The 16,193-nt window shown below is 41.1% G+C and carries 17 protein-coding genes and 1 tRNA gene; 8 read left to right on the forward strand and 10 right to left on the reverse strand.

The annotated features are described in order from the left end of the window. Nucleotides 1-55 precede the first annotated feature (55 nt). The gene (pcnB, locus tag EHO58_RS13860; RefSeq protein ID WP_135626066.1) at nucleotides 56-1,534 is read left to right on the forward strand and encodes a polynucleotide adenylyltransferase PcnB; all 1,479 of its coding nucleotides are present in this window, start codon (nucleotides 56-58) and stop codon (nucleotides 1,532-1,534) included. A 7-nt stretch (nucleotides 1,535-1,541) separates the two neighbouring features. Here pcnB and recJ read toward each other — a convergent pair whose 3' ends face one another. From recJ to EHO58_RS13890, 6 genes are all read right to left on the reverse strand, one after another. After that, nucleotides 1,542-3,446 carry a single-stranded-DNA-specific exonuclease RecJ gene (recJ, locus tag EHO58_RS13865; protein ID WP_135680326.1) on the reverse strand — a complete coding sequence of 635 codons (1,905 nt, stop codon included), beginning with the start codon at nucleotides 3,444-3,446 and terminating at the stop codon, nucleotides 1,542-1,544. 2 nt (nucleotides 3,447-3,448) lie between these two features. Beyond that, on the reverse strand, nucleotides 3,449-3,769 hold the full coding sequence (locus tag EHO58_RS13870) for a bactofilin family protein (RefSeq protein WP_010515397.1): 321 nt from the start codon (nucleotides 3,767-3,769) through the stop codon (nucleotides 3,449-3,451). Nucleotides 3,770-3,841: 72 nt separating this feature from the next. After that, nucleotides 3,842-5,011 (reverse strand): iron-containing alcohol dehydrogenase, encoded by a 1,170-nt coding sequence (locus EHO58_RS13875; RefSeq protein ID WP_135626068.1) that lies wholly within the window; start codon nucleotides 5,009-5,011, stop codon nucleotides 3,842-3,844. 82 nt (nucleotides 5,012-5,093) lie between these two features. Further along, on the reverse strand, nucleotides 5,094-5,417 hold the full coding sequence (locus tag EHO58_RS13880; RefSeq protein ID WP_008592868.1) for a flagellar biosynthesis anti-sigma factor FlgM: 324 nt from the start codon (nucleotides 5,415-5,417) through the stop codon (nucleotides 5,094-5,096). A 12-nt stretch (nucleotides 5,418-5,429) separates the two neighbouring features. Continuing rightward, nucleotides 5,430-6,179: a 16S rRNA (cytidine(1402)-2'-O)-methyltransferase gene (gene rsmI, locus EHO58_RS13885; protein WP_135680327.1), complete on the reverse strand. Its 750-nt coding sequence runs from the start codon at nucleotides 6,177-6,179 to the stop codon at nucleotides 5,430-5,432. Continuing rightward, nucleotides 6,176-6,883 (reverse strand): LIC11073 family putative lipoprotein, encoded by a 708-nt coding sequence (locus EHO58_RS13890; RefSeq protein ID WP_425269456.1) that lies wholly within the window; start codon nucleotides 6,881-6,883, stop codon nucleotides 6,176-6,178. The genes rsmI and EHO58_RS13890 overlap by 4 nt, the downstream gene beginning before the upstream one ends. Nucleotides 6,884-6,960: 77 nt before the next feature. On the opposite strand from EHO58_RS13890, the gene EHO58_RS13895 reads away from it, so the two are divergent. Next, entirely contained in the window at nucleotides 6,961-7,680 is a 720-nt protein-coding gene (locus EHO58_RS13895; protein ID WP_425269450.1) for an LIC_20245 family lipoprotein, read from the forward strand. On the opposite strand, the gene nadE is transcribed toward EHO58_RS13895, so the two are convergent. Further along, complete coding sequence (gene nadE, locus EHO58_RS13900; RefSeq protein WP_135680329.1) at nucleotides 7,677-9,566, reverse strand: NAD(+) synthase; 1,890 nt, start codon at nucleotides 9,564-9,566, stop codon at nucleotides 7,677-7,679. The two genes, EHO58_RS13895 and nadE, sit on opposite strands and share 4 nt — an antisense overlap. 27 nt (nucleotides 9,567-9,593) lie before the next feature. Next, nucleotides 9,594-10,838, reverse strand: a complete 1,245-nt coding sequence (locus EHO58_RS13905) for a 3-deoxy-D-manno-octulosonic acid transferase (RefSeq protein ID WP_135680330.1) — start codon at nucleotides 10,836-10,838, stop codon at nucleotides 9,594-9,596. 6 nt (nucleotides 10,839-10,844) lie between these two features. Here EHO58_RS13905 and EHO58_RS13910 point away from each other — a divergent pair, with 6 nt between their 5' ends. Next, the gene (locus EHO58_RS13910; RefSeq protein ID WP_135680331.1) at nucleotides 10,845-11,462 is read left to right on the forward strand and encodes an HAD family hydrolase; all 618 of its coding nucleotides are present in this window, start codon (nucleotides 10,845-10,847) and stop codon (nucleotides 11,460-11,462) included. Here the strand turns inward: EHO58_RS13910 and EHO58_RS13915 are convergent. Further along, on the reverse strand, nucleotides 11,434-12,174 hold the full coding sequence (locus EHO58_RS13915; protein ID WP_135626074.1) for a flagellar filament outer layer protein FlaA: 741 nt from the start codon (nucleotides 12,172-12,174) through the stop codon (nucleotides 11,434-11,436). The genes EHO58_RS13910 and EHO58_RS13915 overlap by 29 nt on opposite strands. A 99-nt stretch (nucleotides 12,175-12,273) precedes the next feature. On the opposite strand from EHO58_RS13915, the gene EHO58_RS13920 reads away from it, so the two are divergent. From EHO58_RS13920 to proC, 3 genes are read left to right on the forward strand one after another with little or no spacing between them, the layout of a single operon-like run. Continuing rightward, nucleotides 12,274-12,957 carry a hypothetical protein gene (locus EHO58_RS13920; RefSeq protein WP_244241180.1) on the forward strand — a complete coding sequence of 228 codons (684 nt, stop codon included), beginning with the start codon at nucleotides 12,274-12,276 and terminating at the stop codon, nucleotides 12,955-12,957. Nucleotides 12,958-12,959: 2 nt separating this feature from the next. Continuing rightward, entirely contained in the window at nucleotides 12,960-13,625 is a 666-nt protein-coding gene (locus EHO58_RS13925) for a YggS family pyridoxal phosphate-dependent enzyme (RefSeq protein ID WP_135680332.1), read from the forward strand. Further along, nucleotides 13,622-14,401, forward strand: coding sequence for a pyrroline-5-carboxylate reductase (gene proC / locus EHO58_RS13930; protein ID WP_135626077.1), 780 nt, complete (start codon nucleotides 13,622-13,624; stop codon nucleotides 14,399-14,401). The genes EHO58_RS13925 and proC overlap by 4 nt, the downstream gene beginning before the upstream one ends. A 118-nt stretch (nucleotides 14,402-14,519) precedes the next feature. Here proC and EHO58_RS13935 read toward each other — a convergent pair. After that, nucleotides 14,520-14,592, reverse strand: a tRNA-Met gene (locus EHO58_RS13935). A gap of 199 nt (nucleotides 14,593-14,791) precedes the next feature. Between EHO58_RS13935 and EHO58_RS13940 the strand changes: the two genes are divergently transcribed. Together EHO58_RS13940 and EHO58_RS13945 are read left to right on the forward strand one after the other, a co-directional pair. Next, nucleotides 14,792-15,856 (forward strand): sensor domain-containing diguanylate cyclase, encoded by a 1,065-nt coding sequence (locus tag EHO58_RS13940; protein ID WP_135626078.1) that lies wholly within the window; start codon nucleotides 14,792-14,794, stop codon nucleotides 15,854-15,856. A 65-nt stretch (nucleotides 15,857-15,921) separates the two neighbouring features. Then, a complete protein-coding gene (locus EHO58_RS13945) occupies nucleotides 15,922-16,152 on the forward strand; it encodes a hypothetical protein (RefSeq protein ID WP_020770850.1) in 231 nt (76 codons plus the stop codon). Nucleotides 16,153-16,193: the final 41 nt, after the last annotated feature.

The following is a 16,193-nucleotide window of genomic DNA, read 5'->3' on the forward strand; positions in this document are numbered from 1 at the left end:
TTTTACTTGCAGGTAGGGGTCCGACAGGGATTATAGGACTTAACTATCCCATCATATGAAATTTCTGTCCAATCTCTTCAAGAAAAAAATAGGATCCGTCGACGACATTCTTATTTATCCGGAGGGACGGAGGTTCTATCGGGATTCGCATCCGATCCGTAAGACCATGATCGACGAGGATGCGGTAAAAATCATCCACCGTCTTCATAAATTCGGATACAAGGCCTATATCGTGGGCGGAGGAGTTCGTGACCTTCTTTTGGGACGCAAACCAAAAGATTTCGACGTGGTCACCAACGCGACTCCGAATCAAATTAAGAAAATCTTTAATAACTGCCGTATCATTGGTCGCAGATTTAAGATCGTTCATATTCTCTTCAAAGGAAAGGTGATCGAGGTAAGTACTTTTCGTTCTCTTCCTGAACATCGTTTCGAAAAACATGTAGAAGAGCAGGATTATCTGATCAAACGTGATAACAAATTCGGTACTCCTCAAGAAGACGCCGCCAGAAGAGACTTCACAATTAACGCGTTATACTATGATATCCGTAATGATTCCATCGTGGATTATGTGGGCGGATACGAAGATATCCAAAGCAGACAACTGAGAGTGATTGGAAATCCGGATATTTCTTTTAGAGAAGATCCGGTCAGAATGTTGCGCGCGGTAAAGTTTGCAGTACTCTTAGGTCTTAAAATAGATAAAGGGACTTCCAAATCTATTAAGAAGAATGCCTATGAGCTGGAAAAAGCTTCTTCTTCCCGCATGTTGGAAGAATATAATAAAATTTTCCGCACCTGGAGAACTTCCCTTATATTCCAAGGTATGGCCCAAAATTCTCTTTTAGAAGTTTTGCTTAAAGAAGCATTCGAAAGAGAACGTAGAAAAAATCCGGACTTCGGCGAAAAGTTTTTAGAAACCAGAGTTGGAAAACGTTTGGCGATCGCGGACAAACTTCTTTCCGAAAGAGAGGAACTTACTCCTCAGATCTTTTATGCACTTTTATTTTCCGATCTTGCAGAAGAGTCTTTAACTAAGAAGAGTGGGGGGCATTTAGTTGCTTCCTTAAAACTAGCTTTGGAGCCAATTTTCCAAAGATTAGGAACTCCTAAAAAAGATAAGGAAAGGCTGATCAAGGTATTTGCGTCTCAAGAAAGATTTACTCATATTGAAGACGATAAAGCCTCTCAGAATAATTTCTTCCGCAAAAAAGACTTCTTTTACGACGCGTTTTACGTTTATAAGATCAATGCGATCGCGGACAATAATGACAAGGCCCTACAATCCGCATTCTTCTGGGAAATCTCTCTTCGCAAAAGACCTGTCCTACCGAATAGTATCGGTGGCGGCGGAGGCAGAAGAGAAGGTGGACAGCAAGGCGGAGGACGTCCAAACCGAAACCGCAAAGAAAGAGAAGGCGGCGGTGGCAGATTTAAGGATCGTAACAGAAAGGGCGGTCGCCAAAACGGAGAGCAGTCTAAACAACAGCCGGAATCAAATTCCGAAAATTCCGATTTTAACGAATCGGATTGATATCGATCTATTCAAAGGATTGGATTACGAACTGAAGGTTCGTCTTTCCTTTGAAAGTGTTCTCTTCCAAACTTCCCCAAAGATCCAACTCACCTTTTTCTCTTAACACTTGCGAGAACTCTTCGGCTTTATTCCAGATAATACATTGTATAGATTCGGAAGACGCTAAAATTTTGAACCTTGCATGTTTACCGTCTGATAAAGGACGATAAGAAAGTATTCTTGCACCTTTTATGGAAAGTAGTGGAGCAGGATTTTCCATACCGAATGGTTCAAATAGTCCAAGCTCGGTATATAAATTTTCTCTTAACTCTTGGGGTCTCAGGCTCACTAAACTTTTAGTCTCTTCTTGTAAGCCGGTAATATTTTCGGATTCCAACCAACTTCCCGCTTCTTGGAAAAGGATTTCTGCGAGTTTCGGGATCTGATCGATGGAAAGAGAAAATCCTCCGGCTTCCTTATGGCCCCCGAATTGGTGAAAAACATTCTCCGCTTTTTTGAGAAGGTTTAGAACATTCTCTCGTCCGTAAGCTCTTACACTTCCTTTTGCATGTCCATGATCGGGTGCAATGAATACGACGGGTCTTTTGTATTGTTCCACAAGTCTTGTGGCTACAATTCCGGAAACACCAGGTTCAAAATCAGGTTCATAACAAAAAAGGATAGGCCTTTCCGTTCTTTCTCTTTTTCTTTTCAGAAAACCTTCTACCCTGAATAAATTTCTTTTGGTCCTTTCTCTTCTTTCTTCGTTTAATTTTAGAAGGTCCGTTGCCAAGGATTCCGCTTCCTTGTCCGAGTTGGAAAGGAGAAGTCCGAGTGCTGCTTCCGTTTTTTGCATTCTACCTGCGGCGTTCAATGCAGGACCGATGCTCCAACCTAAATCTCTGGAGAGTACCTTCTTCTTATCTAGATCTAATTGAGAGAAAAGTTTTTCTAAACCCGGACGATGTGAAAATTCTCCCGTTTTGATCTTTTGAAGAGTATAACAACCTTCTTTAACTATGATCCTATTTTCTCCTACGAGAGGCATCATGTCGGTGATCGTTCCTATCGAAGCAAGGTCCAGATTTTTCAAAACCTGTTCCCAGATTGCAGGCGAAGAAGAAATTTGAGAATAAAAAACTTCTCTTTCAGGATACTGGGTTTTGGAAGTGGTAGGCCAATCTATAAAACTACCGGAAAAACGTTTTTCCGCATCCGATTTGTCCCCTTGGAAAAGTTTGATCCCGTTTTTTACAAGAGATCCGCTAAAAAATGTCTCTCCGTCAGGGACCCATACCAAGGAATTATAATTTTCTAATGTAGAATAAAGCCATGCAGTGATCAGTTTCCATGAAATTACGGAAGTGCAGATCTTTTCGGTAGGATAAAGAGAATCCCCTCTTTTAGGAGAGATCAGTTTACAAGAAGAAGGTATCCTTTCCGGGATCTCGTGGTGATCCAGTACAATTACCTGCATTCCTTCCTTATTCAATTCTTCTATTTCTGAACTATTGCTTGTTCCAAAGTCAAGTGTTACGAGTAGGTCAGGTTTGACCTCTCTCACATATTTCATCGCAGGTTCACAAAGTCCGTAATCTTCTTCGCTGGAAGTTTTTACTGTGAGTTTTCCCGGATGTATTCCTCTTAAAAAATTAGCGAGTAGGCTCGTGGAACAAACACCATCGCTATCTCTATCCCCATAGAGTAAGATGGATCTATTTTCCTTAACTGCAGTTTGAAGAATGCGGATAGATTCATCCATATCCGGTAATAAAAACGGAGAAGGAAGATCTGAGATATTTTGGGTAAGGACCTTAGAAGGATCAGAAGCCCCTCCGAATTTTGTCCCAAACACATGGGATTGGAGGGGAGTTAGGCCTTTGATGGAAGAATTTGGTAGGTTATAAAAATCCGGTCCATGCTGGGGCATAATTACATGATGCAATTTCCGCTGAATTTTGCTCCCGATTCTATTTCAAGATCCGGGGTGCGAACGTCTCCGACCAATTTTCCCGTCTTGCGAACGGAAACTTTGGAGGCAGCGCTGATATTTCCTTTTAGGTCTCCCTCGATTTCCAGGGTCCCTGTTTCGATATCAGCCTCGACTCTTCCGGTTTCTCCCACGATCAAAGAGCCTGTGGTCTCAATGGTGCCCTTGAATTGGCCCTTGATCTTCAGTGCGTTATTGAAACGTAGTTTGCCTCGGAATTGGATGTCTTCCCCGATAATCGTGTCTATGGATTCTTCGCTCATGAGTCTCCATTCTCGGACCCTAACCAGGCCTTTCAAATGTTTTTCGAAGACATAAATCTGTTTTTTTGCGGATTAGAACGCGGCTACTAAGATTGTCTCGATCTCGTTTTTGGGAAGTTCTCTAGGTAGGGAATCCAGGAAAGGAAAAGAAGAAGCAAGACTTGCGATCCCAGGCAGATCTATCTTACGAACCTCATATTCAGAAAGCCTTTGAGGGATCTTGAGTTCTATATAAATTTTACGAATCCCTTCTACAGCTTTAATGGCAGCCTCGATCACCGAAATATTGGTGATATCCTCGTCCAAGGCTTTTGCGATCATCACATACTTACCCGCGGAGGAAGTAAGATTATATTCCATTACGTGGGGAAGAAGAATGGACATTGCTTGGAAAACATCCAGGTTCGTTAGGTTAGAAGCAGCTAAAGAAAGTGCATAACAAAGTCCTAATGAACTGGAAGAGTGGGACATTCCCACAAGTAAACTCGCACCAAAGATCGCGTTTTTATACTGCAAGTTCTTAGGGTCTCTGATAGCAGGAACCAAGTTTTTATAAATGATCTCAATCGCTCTTAAAGAAGAAGAGTTTGTAAGTTCATTCGAATATTTAGAAAGAATACTGTCTACTGCGGCTGCTAAAATTCCCACCCCAACTTTTGCAACGTCTGCAGAAGTCATGAAGCTACTGATCTTAGCGTCAGCGATCACCATCTCAGGAAAAAGGAACTCGTTGGAAAAATAACGAACAGTCCTATCATCGTCCATATATACTGTGGCAGTAGGAGAACATTCTAATCCCATAACAGGGTGAGTGGGGATTAAGATAAGAGGGATCGGTTTTTTAAGCCTAAGATTTTTTTTCAGAATAAAAACATCTTCTGCGAAAGCATCATTATTCGCAAGAAGTGCGACTAACTTAGCGGTGTTTAAACTTTCGTAAGAACCATAACCAATGATACAATTTGCGTTTGAGATCCTCGCAAAGTAAGCGGCTGTATCTAGTTCTTTTAATGTAGGTTCCTTCTCTATATTATCATAAAGAATAACACCATCTATATGTTTCTCTAAAGAAGTTTTGATGATGGAGAACTCATCCATATTTTCCAACTCACTTTGAGTGGAAAGAATGACTGCACGATTGCCTACGTTCTTAACGAAGTTACCCATTTTAAAGCCGCAATCGACTTCAAAATGGATTTTGGTGGGAAAACTAAAATTGATCCAGTCGGGGAGTATCGGCATTGTGTGTCGTTCTCCCTTTTAATTGAGAGGAAGTATGTAAAATCCGGAATCCAAGGGAAACAATTCCGGATTTAAGTTTGGATTAACGGCCTAGAAAAGATTCTGCGATACGATCAGCAACTGCGTTCAAGATCTCAGGGCTGAGATTATCGTAATCTCCGTTCTTAAGTTTTTCCTTAACTTCTTTTAGCTTAGTAGAGCGTTCAGAATCCACTGGACTTGCTACGATCTTTTGTGCGATCGTTTGCACTTCCGCTTGGATACGAGCTTCCGAAGCTTTTTGTTTTGCAGTGTCGGAAATAGAAATATTGTCGAATGATTCTTTAGATTCAGATTTGCGTACAGGAGTCGACTTACGTGGCTCGTAAGATCCTCCACCAATGCCGCCTATTTTATCGATAGTCATGGGTTTTCCCTCTCACTCCAAAGTATCGGCATCTCCGACACGTCCGTTAAGCATTTTTTTAGGATTTGTATAGATTAATACTACAAATTCGCCCTTTTCCGGGAATTTCAGGGATTCCAGGGTCTGAACAGGTTCTATTTTCAGGATTTCCTCATGGATTTTGGTTAGTTCTCTCCCTAAAAGAATAGGAGAATTTGGGAAAATTTCCCGGATCGCGGAGAGTGTATCTCGTATCCTATGAACGGATTCGAAGATGGTAAGTACTCCTTCGAAGTTTTCCCATTCTTTGAGTTGGTTTCTTTTTTTGCCCTTCTTCTCGGATAAAAAACCTAAGAATAGGGAAGGTTGTACCTGCCAACCTGAAACAGAAAGCATAGAGGTAAGTGCGCTCGCTCCAGGGATCGGAACGATCTGAATATTCTCTTCCCTCAAAATCCGAACTAGTTGGGAACCAGGATCAGAGACTCCTGGAGTTCCTGCATCTGAAACCAGAGCTAAGGTCTTTCCTGATTTTAGATCTTCTATAATACCTTTATAAGGTTCAGCGCCTTGGTCTTTATATAAGGTTCGAGTTTGGGTAGAAATTTCGTAAGTCTGTAGAAGTCTTCTGCTATGAGAAGAATTTTCGCAATAGATTACATCCACCTGTTTGAGGACTTGTATTGCTCTGAAAGTGATATCTTCTAAGTTTCCTATAGGAGTGGCGACTACGTAAGCGGCCCCTGGTCGAACGCTAAATTTAGAGTTAGGAGCCTCACTCATAGATTGCAACCCGGCGGAGATTGGCCCGCGGGGCAAGCGCAACCAGTCGCAGCAACTCCCTTAGTACAAGGATTGCAAGCGGTTCCGACAGGGCAAAGAGATTGGGTGGAACTAGAGCAACTTGCTACAGTGCATGCAGTAGGATTACAACTGGTATTGGTTCCACAATGATTCGGATAAATCGAACTACATCTTGTGACCGGCGAAGACATATTAGAAGTGATCCCCGTATTCAATAATGCTCTTAATGTGAAGGTATAGACCTCACATTTTTGGAACATCTGCACTGGAGAGAATGGCTGGTAATTTTCGATCGTATTTGTTACTACATTAGAAGTAGAAGCTTGGATCGCCAATTGAGGGAAAGAAGGTTGGACCCCGTTTTCTAAATACAGATTTGCGTTACTGAGAGTTTCTCCCGCAGAAGGGATGGCAAAAGTAATATAAAGATTATAACCTACAAACTGAGGTTCCATATTCGTGATATAATACTTCAGATCGTACTCGGGCCTATGAGTATCCAGGTTATCATACTTAGCAGTGATTGAAAAAATTTGAGGAACTCCCACTGGAGTTAAGAAAACAAAAGGGGATTGAGTCACCTCAGTATTCGTTCCACAAGAGGCGAAAAATAAAAAAAACGAGAATAAAACCGCCTGAACGGCAGGGGTTTTTAGGTTGCCTGCCTTTAGGCTCTGTTGGATTCTAAATTTACAACCCACAAGGATAGAATTCGACCTTGGAGTGGTCTTACAACTAAAAAATATGGGGCTTCCTCATCGTGACTAGAGTTCGAACATTATTAATTTCAGTAGTTTTTATAGTATTCTTCATCTTATTATTGGTGGTCTCATTTTGGACTGACGATGACGGTTCTGACTCCAAAAATAAACAAAGTGAAGCGGAAGCACTCGCCAGCATTTTCGGCGGCGGATCTGGATCTACTTCTGGACGCTCCGGTTATGGAAAAACAGGTGCGGATCCATCTCTATTCGATTCCAATTCCGATTTTTATAAAGCAGGAAAAGCGGAATATCGTGAACCGGAAGTAGGAGAACCTTCTTCCGAGAATAAATCCGGAGCTCCTGCTTCGGATTCGAATAACCCGGTAAATCCTCAGACTGGAAAACCATACACAAACGAAGAGATGGAAAGGTTTGCCCAACTTAAGGAGAAGTTTCCAAATAACTCACTTCTTCCTAGCCGCATGACACCTGCGGAAAAAGAACAAAGAAAAGTTTTTGAACAAAGAGTATCCGAAGCTACTAGAGCGGTTTTAAGCCGCACTGCTTCCAAGGATCAAACAGTAACGTATTACGATTATATGGAAAAACAATCCAAGGACAGATTGGAGATCGTAAAATACTTGGTGGATCTTCAAAAAGGATCAGGAGATCCTGAACAAGAGAAAAAATTAGAAACTATCCAACAAACTATGATCCAACAATTGGAACAAGTGCAAAAAGATAAACAAAGGGCTTACGAACAAGCTGGGCTTTAAAATGAGATCTCACTCAGGATCGGAAAACGGAAACTGGATTTAGGATCCAAACCGTATTCATCCAAATGGAAAGAAGGCGGGAGCCTTTCTCTTTTCCATTGGCTTGCAGAGAATAATTTTAAAAATTTCTTTTTGCCTTCTTCTGCTTCTTTTGCATCGGACCATTCCTGAGACTCTAAAAGATTCTCAGGAGATTTTCCTAAGAATACAAAATTCCTTTCTAATTTTTGGAGAAGAGGGTAAGGCATCAGATCCTTCTCATCTTCTTGTTTTTCAGAAAGTGGTTTTAATTCCGCGGTAGGTTTCGAATCGAGAATATCTTCGAGTGCGTTGATTTTTGGAAGGATGATATCTTTTCCTTCATACACATTCTTTAGCCAAGAAAGTACAAATTCTTTGCTCACACCTGTAAGAGGGGCAACGGAACCGGAAGAGTCTCCGTCCATCGTAGTATATCCTACACTTGCCTCACTCCTATTTCCTGTAGAAAGAAGAAGATGCCCGTTTAAGTTTGCAAGCAGCCATATGAGAGGGGATCTTACTCTTGCTTGTATATTTTGAAGTGCAAGATTATGATCTTTCCAGTTTGGAATAAGGCCTTTTACAGCGGAAATTTTTTCCAGCATGGATTTTACTTCCGAATCCACTGTGATCTCTGAATGAGTAAAACCTAATTCTGTCGAAAGTTGTTTTGCTGAATTTTTGGTTTGTTCCGAATTGTTTTCTGTTCCTTGGAAAAGTGTGAACAGAAGATTTTTAGGATCTAAACCCAAGGACTCCAAATATTTAGGTCCTAATTCTTTCTGGGAAAATAGAATTCCGGCTTTTACAAGAAGTGCACAGGCAGCACTGTCCGCCCCTCCAGAAAGAGATAATGTATAACCTTTTGTTTTGGATTTAATTAAATAATCAAATAGGCCAAGAGAAGTTGCTCTAGTAAAATCTTGGAATAGATCCGATTTGGAAACTTGGATAGAATTATCAAAACTCTTTTGGGTTTTAAGAGGAAGTATTTCTATTCTTTGCAGACCTTTTCCTCTGGATCTAAATTCTCTTGTACCGGAAGATCTGAAGTTTCTTGCACGATTGGATCTAAGTTCCGTGGAATCCAGATCCAAATGAGTACTTTCAAAATCCGTAAAATGAAGTTTTGGACCTTCTTTTTTTACATGCCCGTCCACGACCCCCATACAGCCGCCTTCGAAGATCAAGCGGCCCGATTCATTCCCATCTAAATTCGCATAAAGAATTGCAGTAGAAGAATTGCGTGAAGACTCTGAGAACATTTTTTTACGGATATCTTGTTTTCCCAAAGCAAAATGAGACGCCCCTGGTGAAAGAATTAGATCCGCTCCTGCTTCTACCAGGTATTGTCCCGGTCTTGTTTGGACCCAGGAATCTTCGCAGATCTCTATTCCAAAATTGAAATCTGCGCTTTCAAAAAGTAGGGAACCGAAAGGAAGTTCTGATCCGTCGGGAGTGATCGCGTAATTTCTGGATTCTTCTCCTTTTGTGAACCATCTGTTTTCGTAATGTACACCGGTTTGTGCTAGGTTTTGTTTCGGGACGAGCCCGAGTATTTTTCCGTTTTGCAATACTGCGGTCACATTGAATAGATAAGGGCTCTGGAAGAATGGAAGTCCAACAATGACCGTTTTACCGGATGTAACTTTTGCGATCTCCAAAAGACTTTTCCAGGAATGTTCCCAAACCCAAGGAAAATAAAAAGTGTCCTCACAGCCGTAACCTGAAATACAAAGTTCCGGAAAAAGGATCAGAGAAGAATTTTCATTAGCCTGTATGGCTGCTAGGATCTTTTCTCGATTTCCCTTAAAATCCAGGGCGGTCGTTTTTAAACTTACTGCTGTACAACGGTAGACGGACATTTCGCTCCTAGTATCCTCTATTAGGACTTAGAGAAAAGGATTTTTTATCTCCGAATAAATCCTCTCGGCGGCGCCTCTACCTGTTTCCACGAATTGTCGATTTGAGAATCGAATCGCCTCTTTTCTTTCTGAGCTTAATTGCAGTATTTCTAAAACTTCTTCTTTTGTGCGGATGATAAATAGCCCGCCTCTATGATTGAGTTCGATTGCTTCAGGAGCATGCGTGATCCTTGGGCCGCTTAAAAGTGGAAGCCCGAAGTATGCCGGCTCCAATACATTATGCACCCTATTATGTAATGCACCACCTATGTAAGCAAAGTCCGCGGCTCTATATGCATGTGCCAAGATCCCAAGCACATCGAATAAGATCACTCTGGAAGAAAGTGAATCAAACTCAGTTTTAGAATATAAAGTATAGTCGGAAGTGAATGATTTGATCTCAGATTCCAACTGAACGATCCTAGCAGGATCCGTTTTATGCGGAAAGATCCAGAATGAAGTATTTTTGAGAGAAGGTTCTTTCAGTAGTGGAAGTAGTAATTTTTCGCAAGGCTCGTAAGTAGAAGCGAGTAAAAATACCTGAGAGAATGGATAATTTTTGGGCCTTTTAAATTCTCTTTGGCTTGTTTCTATTTTTTGGATCACAGAATCGAATCTGGAATCTCCAAGTGTTTTGATATATTTTTTCTCTCCGAGTAATTCTTTGAACTTTTCTTCTCCGGAAGAATGAGAAGTTAGAATTTTATCGAATAAGGAAAATGCCGCCTTGTAAAACTTCTTCTTCAAAAATCCTTTTGGGACAGTGATCACTGCAGAAGCAAGGACGGTTTGGATCCTTCTTCTTTTAGCAGCCTGGAGTAAATTGGGCCAACGATCCCAGGCCATACATACTAAAACTTGGGGAGAAAATTTATCTAAGATAAAATTATAACTCCAAGGAAAATCCAAGGGAAGACGAAATTTCAGATCTGCAGGGAATGCTTCCAAACTAGAATCCCTGGCTGAATCGGAGAATACACTTTGTAGAATAAAAGTTTCCGGCTCCTTCTTCTTATATACTAGAGCGAGTGCCTTACATTGGTCTAGTTCTCCAACGGAAGCCGCGTGTAACCAGACTACTTTTTGCGCCTTGGGTGCAAAAGGGTAGGAGAGTATTCTTCTTTTATCTTCTTTTCTTGTTTTGAGAAAATTTTTTGCGGAAGGGATAAGCAGAGAGAAAACGAAAATCCAGGGCCAAAGAAGGATCGTCAAAATCCGATACGTTATTAGCATAGTGGTATGAGATCTCCTCTTTTTGTATTCGACCTAATGGATACCCTGATCCAGGACCCATTCCATCTGGCATTAAAAGAACTTTTGCCCAGAGAACATTGGGAAGATTTTAAGAACGGTCGGGAAAAGCAAGCCTTCTTAGATTTCGAAATGGGAAGAATCGAAGAAGAGGATTTTTTCCAGAGATTTTATTTGGATTCTCATAAGGATAAGGGACTTCCTCATCCCAAGGATCTGAAGGAAAAGATGTTTTCCAAGATCAATCCGATTTCCGAAACTTTGGAGATCGTAAAAAGCCTGAAGTCCAAAGGTTTTTCTGTGATCCTTGCCAGTAATTATTCGATTTGGTACAAAGAGATCCTGAAATTTCCGGAGATAGGAGAACTTCTTCATTCTCTGGATGCTTTGTATTTTTCCTGCGAGATGGGTGTTAGAAAACCTGCCCAAGAATATTACCAATGGATAGAGACTGATTTTCCCGGAAAAGATTATGTGTTCGTGGATGATAATCCGACGAATGTGGAAGTAGCGGGTTATATGAATTGGAACACTTTTAAGTTTAATCCCAAAAAACCGGGAGAGCTGAAGGAATTCTTTACAGAGCAGTACCCCAATTGTCTTTGACCTCTGCTCCAGGATAAGATTCTTCTCTGCTATCGATGAGTATTCCTAAACGATCCATATAAAAATAGAATTCACCTTTGGGTTGGAAAGGGTTCGGTTTGATCCGAATAGAAACCAGTTCCAAAGGAAAACGAAGAGATTGATTCAGTCTGATATTTTTTGCAGGCACCGCAATTTGAGTCTCTATTCTTTTCCAACCGTCGAACTTCAGATCTCCCAATTCTAAAACGATCTCTTTGGATTTTTTCTGATGAAATACCAACTCCAGAACAACATTATGATTATTGGAATAAGCCCAGAAAAACACACGCATTGGAATTCCAATGGGAAGACGGATCGGTTCCTTGGGTCGTATCTCTAGATGTTCATGTTTTGGATTTTCGAAGAATGTTTGGACCATCATGGATCTGTATTCTTCTTTAGGAGAAGCTTTATATAATTCTCTTTCTTTGGCGAATGCTTGGGAGTCCGGAACTTGGGAAACATAGTCTATCCTGTTTAAGAAAGAAACTCCTCTATAAACTTCCCAAGGCCTTTCGCCTTCGAAGGAATCCACTAGAAAAAGATTGTAATGCTTCCAATCGACTAGTACTTTTTCTAATTGAAGTACTCTGTTTGCCTCGTCCTGGTCTCTTTTGACAGGAGGTGCCCAGGTAGGTTTAGGAAGGATCCATAAACTTAGGCAAAAACAGAATAGAAAGGTCCGGATCACTCTAGATCTTTCGGTAGATTTTGTGGATCTCCTAATAAGAAGCCGGGTTTTTTGCCCAATTCTAGGGTTTTCCCAGCCGATAATTCTAAAAGGTATTTTATGAACCGGGATATTCTCAAAATCCTACTGAGCGGACTTCTCATCCTGCTACTTGGATCTCTTGCATTTTATTTATATGTGGAAAGGGATCGTATCGCCGCTTGGTATAAGGACAAAAATGTCCAAGTGGAGGAGAAGTCCCAACCGGAACGTACCATCCTTACTCCGGAAGAAGTGCCTGACGGAAAAGATCTATCTTCCCCCAGCCAAAACTTTGACTCGGATTTTTCCAAACCTAAGGATACCGTTACCGAACCTTCTTCCCAACCCTTACCTAAAGACTATGAGGTTCCAGGTTTAGGAAAGGAGAAGAAGGATAGTCTTTCCACAAAAACTTCCGAGAAGCCTGAGACAAAGGTTACTGAAACTTCCGATCTTCCTAAAAGAGAAGAAATGGATCGTCCTAGAACAAAACAAAGGGACGAAAGTTTAGTAGAATACGACGACGGTCCTAAACTCAAAAAAGAAAAACGTCATTCTAAAAAGTATAAGAAAAGAAGAGTGGCACATTCTTCCGTAAATGCTAAGATTAATTCTTTGGAAAAAAGAGTAGGGCGTTTAGAAAAAAAATTAGGAATGAAAAACGGATCTCCTAAGAAGAAGAGCAAGGTCTCCTTACGTAAACGTGTGGAAATCCTAGAACAAGAAGTCTCCGGTCTGAAAAAAAAGTCCAAGGCCGATTAGGCGTGGGTGTCTCTGAAAATTATAGATCTATAGTAAAAGAACTGGAGTCCCTGAAATCTGTAGGAACTCCCACACTCATTGCGGTTTCTAAATTCCAACCTAAAGAAAAAGTACAAGAAGCGATCTCCGGAGGAGTGATCCATTTCGGAGAAAATAGAGTCCAAGAAGGGATAGAAAAATTTTCCGGCTTGGGAAAACCGGAAAAAGATTTTATACTACATCATATAGGTCCCGTTCAATCTTCTCATATCCGAAAGTACGCAGGACTTTATTCATTCGTGCATGGAGTAGGTTCCGAAAAGATCCTGGAAGAATTGAAAAGAAGAATGGATGGGGACCGCTGGAAGATACGTTACTTTCTACAAGTCAATCTAACGGAAGAAGATTCGAAATCCGGATTTTCGAAAGAGGAAGTTTTGGAACTTCTCCGCAAAAAAGAAACTCTTAGTTCAGAGTTCTGTGTGTTAGAAGGATTTATGACCATGGGCCCAAGTTCTGGTGATCCGGAAGAAACACGAAAAGTGTTTCAAGAGATCGCGAACTTACGAAAAGAATTTTTGCCCCAAGGAAAACTATCCATGGGAATGTCAGGCGATTACAGGATTGCATTGGAAGAAGGTAGCGATTATCTTAGGATCGGGACCGCAATATTCGGAGAAAGAACATGAAATATAATAAGATCGGTATCATAGGCTGCGGGAATATGGGAGGAGCGATTTTACGTTCTCTCCAATCTAGAAAAATAGATGTGATCGGTTTTGATCCTTATCTAGATCCTAAAAAAGCGGAAGGAATGGTTTTAGAATCGGATTGGTCCAATTTCCAAAAGAAAACCGACCTAATTATCTTAGCAGTTAAACCTGCGGAGGTTTCTAAAACTCTTAGATCCTTAGAGGCCCCTAAAGCAATTCTATCTGTAGCGGCAGGTATCGATACTAAGATACTTTCTTCTTCCGCTCCTGCCGGATCCAAGGTGGTCCGTATCATGCCGAATCTTCCCATTCTTGTAGGAAAAGGCGCTTTGGGCTATTACGGAGATAAGGAATTATATGAAACCCTGAAAGAGATATTCTCACCTATCTCTTATTGTTTGGAACTTTCTAAAGAAGAACTAGTGGATGCAGTGACTGGACTCTCCGGTTCCGGTCCTGCCTATGTACTTAGGTTTATACAAAGTTTGGCAGAAGGTGGAGTTGCCTCCGGTTTGACATATTCTCAAGCATTGGAGCTCTCCATACAAACCGTGATAGGTGGCGCCGAATTACTTGCAAAAGAATTGGAAAAGAATCCTGATACTCATCCGGAAGTTTTGAAAAACAAAGTAACTTCTCCAGGCGGAACAACTATCGCAGGTTTAGAAGAGTTGGAGAAGAATAAGTTCCCGTTTGCTATTATCTCCGCAGTGAAAAGAGCGACAGAACGTTCTAAAGAGTTAGGAAACTAAATAGAAAGGATTAGCAGATAAGAGATTTGTTTCTTTTTTATAAGGAAAGAGTAGAAAAGGTAGAAATTAAACGTCTCTTTGTCTACTTTTGAGGATAATGATTTGATGTAAAACGCTCTAGCGCGGACAGGATTCGAACCTGTGACCTTTGGGTTATGAGCCCAACGAGCTACCGGCTGCTCCACCGCGCGGCGTCTAAAACCATGATTCCTGAGCCCAGGCTGAAAGTCAAATGAAAAAGTAAAAAGAGTTTGATTTCCCCGAGGAAAGCTTTTTGATGCTACTACCTCTCGCGGATCGACTTCACGGAAAATGTTTAGAGTCCGTAGGCGAAGAAACGGATTAGCGAAATAAATTATCTTTTCAATTTTGTATTGGGAGATTCCACAGTTGATCGGAAAAGACAATGATCCATTGATGATCGAATATTATGAGAAGAAGATCTATGATCAGAAACAACTTCTCGAGATCAGTAAGGCTCTTAATTCCACACTGGATTATAAGTATCTAATTGATGCTATTTTAAATATTTGTTTAGCTCAACTTCAAACTTTGAGCGCGGCTATCTTTTTAGCACCGGAAGCTGACTCTAATTATTTTGAATTGGAGCCAAGCTTTAAAGGATTCGATCTCGCAGAAGATGATGCAGGATTCAAGATCAAAACAGATGCACCTTTAGTTACTTTTTTAGAGACCAAACTTAAGGCAATGACTCCTGATCAAGTCGAAGAGTCCATGGGCTTAAGTCCTGAGCTGGAATTTTTAAGAAGAATCGGCGGAGACCTAATCATTCCTTTGAACGCAAAAGGAAAAGTGAACGGACTTCTTCTCTTGGGTGAAAAAATCACCATGGGAGAATGGATGGAAGAGGACAGAGACTTCCTCACAACACTTTCCACTCTTGCAGGAATTGCAGTAGAGAACTCCCGTCTATACGAACTTGCTACCGTAGATATGATGACCGGTTTGAAAGTACATCATTACTTCCAGACTAAACTGAAAGAAGAGATGGAACGTTGCCGTAAAAAGAGAACGAATCTTGCTCTTCTATTTACCGATGTGGACAATTTCAAAAAGTTCAATGATACTCATGGACACCAAGCAGGGGACCAGGTATTGATTGAAGTTGCTGCAAGACTGATCCAATGCGCGGGCAAACATGATATTGCCGCCAGATATGGTGGAGAAGAATTCTGTTTAGTCATGCCTGGAGCGGACTTAAAGCGTGGTTTTGAAATGGGAGAACGTTTGAGAAAAGCGGTAGAAGCTGCTTCTATCCCGAATCCGAACGGAGGCCCCGATTTCCAAGTCACTCTTTCTATAGGAGTTTCCGAGTTTTGGACAAGCGACCGGAACAATAAGGACTTGATAGAAAGGGCGGATAAGGCGCTTTACGAGGCAAAACACTCCGGTAAAAACAGGACCATTTCCTTTCAAATCCCGGTCCAGAACTAGTTTTTTCCATTTTTTCGAGGTATTTCGGGCTTATCGAATTCTAAAATTCGACCGAAACCTCTATCATGGAAAAACAACTTGAGCTGGACCATTATTATATCAGCCAGATCGAAGAGGCGGAGCTCGGAAAACGTATCCGAAACCGTGCCTTAGGAAGAGAAGAGTTCGATTTTTCTCCTTATTCCTGCTTTATAGAATATAAAGCAAAGGATACTCAGACAGGAATTGAATACAGAGACTGTGTAATTGATTACACTCGCTGTCCAAATTCTCGCTGTATCAAAAAACTACTGTAATTCGAAAGCGAACTTGGACGGAGTTCGCTTTTCCAAATTTC

The organism is Leptospira selangorensis, assembly GCF_004769405.1.
Classification (GTDB): Bacteria; Spirochaetota; Leptospiria; order Leptospirales; family Leptospiraceae; genus Leptospira_B; species Leptospira_B selangorensis.